This is a genomic window from Candidatus Protofrankia californiensis (assembly GCF_900634765.1).
In the GTDB taxonomy this organism is placed as follows: Bacteria; Actinomycetota; Actinomycetes; order Frankiales; family Frankiaceae; genus Protofrankia; species Protofrankia californiensis.
In genome coordinates, this window is the sequence record NZ_CAAAFT010000227.1 from 1 (window position 1) to 2,043 (window position 2,043).

General features: G+C 65.4%; 1 protein-coding gene and 1 pseudogene. Both read left to right on the plus strand.

Annotated features, from left to right (window positions below):
- The first annotated feature begins 416 nt into the window (after positions 1 to 416).
- A pseudogene (gene nodB / locus DD1DGNOD_RS30825) lies at positions 417 to 1,060 on the plus strand (chitooligosaccharide deacetylase NodB).
- An 18-nt stretch (positions 1,061 to 1,078) separates the two neighbouring features.
- Positions 1,079 to 2,043: chitooligosaccharide synthase NodC (nodC, locus tag DD1DGNOD_RS12455; RefSeq protein WP_131770173.1), on the plus strand; the 965-nt coding region annotated here is incomplete at its 3' end.

Here is a 2,043-nt window from a genome sequence, read left to right on the forward strand (position 1 = left end):
CTGTCGGCGGCGCCGGCCAGGCCCGGGATTGTTCCCGGCCACGATTGCGGCCAGGTCCTCGTCGATGCAGCGGTCGCCCTCGGTCGCCAATCAGTCGCTGAATAATCTGATTATTTTGAATGAGCTATAGTCTTGTCCGACCCAGCCCCACCTGATCTATCGGGACAGCGAGCGAAGGAGATCGAGCGGAGTTGCCGGACGGACAGACCGTGGCATCGACCACCACGGGAACGACCACGTGCCCGCAGGCCTGCGACGACCGGCGGACCGAGGCACGCCGCACCGCAGCGGCCCTGCGCGCGCACGCCGGGACACTCATCGCCACCGGAACGATGATGATCCGCTCCCGGGCCCCGGTCAGCATCTCCACCCCGCTGCGGCTGGAGTCCGAACCCGGCCAGATCGACGGGCGCACGATGCAGGTCGAAGAGGGCAGCCGAGACGTTTATTTGACGTTCGATGACGGACCGAACCCTTTTTGCACACCGCAGGTACTCGATGTGCTCGCGGAGCACCGGGTAGTCGTCACCTTCTGCGTGATCGGGGAGCATGCGGCCAAGCATCCCGAATTGATCCGGAGAATCACCGCGGAAGGCCATGGCCTGGCCAGCCACACCATGACTCACCGAGACCTGTCCCGGTGCGAGCCGGGCGAGGTTCAACGGGAGATATCCGACGCGAACAAAGTCATCAGGACCGTTTGCCCGCAGGCCTGCGTGCATTACCTGTGAGCGCCGTACGGCGCCTGGACCAGCGAGGCCCGGGCGGCGGCTCTGTTCGGGCTGGAGCCCCTGAACTGGTCGGTGATCCGCGCGTCTGGTCGCGTCCCGGCGTGAATGTGATCGTCAAGACGGTGCTGACGCGCATCCGGCCGGGCGGAGTCATTCTTCTGCATGACGGATGCCTGGCGGATGAGTGGCTGAGTGCCAGCCACACCGGGCCGCGTGAACAGACAGTCATGGCGCTCCGCCGGCTGATTCCGGCGCTGCATGATCGCGGATTTGTCTTCCAGCCGCTTCCCGCCCCGTCCGTCCATTCGCCGATCAGCAGGCCGGTCTGACACCCTCCGGAGGTCCTGATGTCGACCGCGGTGAGCATTCTCTCCACCGCCAACATGATCATCCCCTCGTCCTATGCCACCCTCGCCCTGGGCTATCAGGGCGCGAAGACGTTTTATGCCCGGCGCGCCTACCGGCCGACTACCACGCACCACGCAGACCCTTGCGACAGTTTGCCGAGTGTGGATGTGATTATTCCCTGTTACCACGAGGACCCGCTGACCCTGGCGGCGTGCCTGCGTTCGGTCGCGGCCCAGGACTACCAGGGTGAGTTGCGGGTCTACCTCGTCGACGACGGCTCTACAAATCGCGACCGCCTGGAGCCCGTTTACGACATCTACGCCGGCGACCCGCGGTTCACCTTCCTGCTGCTCCCCCACAACGTCGGGAAGCGCAAGGCACAGGTCGCGGCGATCCGCCGGTCAGCCGGTGACCTGGTGGTCAACGTCGACTCGGACACCACCATCGAACCGGATGTCGTGCGCAAGTTGGCGGCGAAGATGACCGATCCGGCCGTGGGCGCGGCCATGGGGCAGATGGTCGCCCGCAACCGACGCGCCACCTGGCTGACCCGGCTGACCGATATGGAGTACTGGATCGCCTGTAATGAGGAGCGGGCGGCCCAGGCTGAGTTCGGCGCTGTCATGTGCTGCTGCGGGCCGTGCACGGTCTACCGTCGCTCTGTCCTCCTTGAGGTGCTTGACCAGTACGAGACCCAGTTTTTCCGGGGGCGGCCGAGCGACTTCGGTGAGGACCGTCACCTGACCATTCTCATGCTCAAGGCGGGCCTGCGTACCGAGTACGTTCCGGACGCCACGGCGGCGACGGTGGTACCCGAACGAATGCGGCCATACCTGCGCCAGCAACTGCGGTGGGCGCGCAGCACATACCGCGATACGTTGCTGGCCATACGCCTGCTGCCCCGGCTCGACCGCTATCTCATGCTGGATGTGGTAGGCCAGAACCTCGCACCACTGTTGCTCGG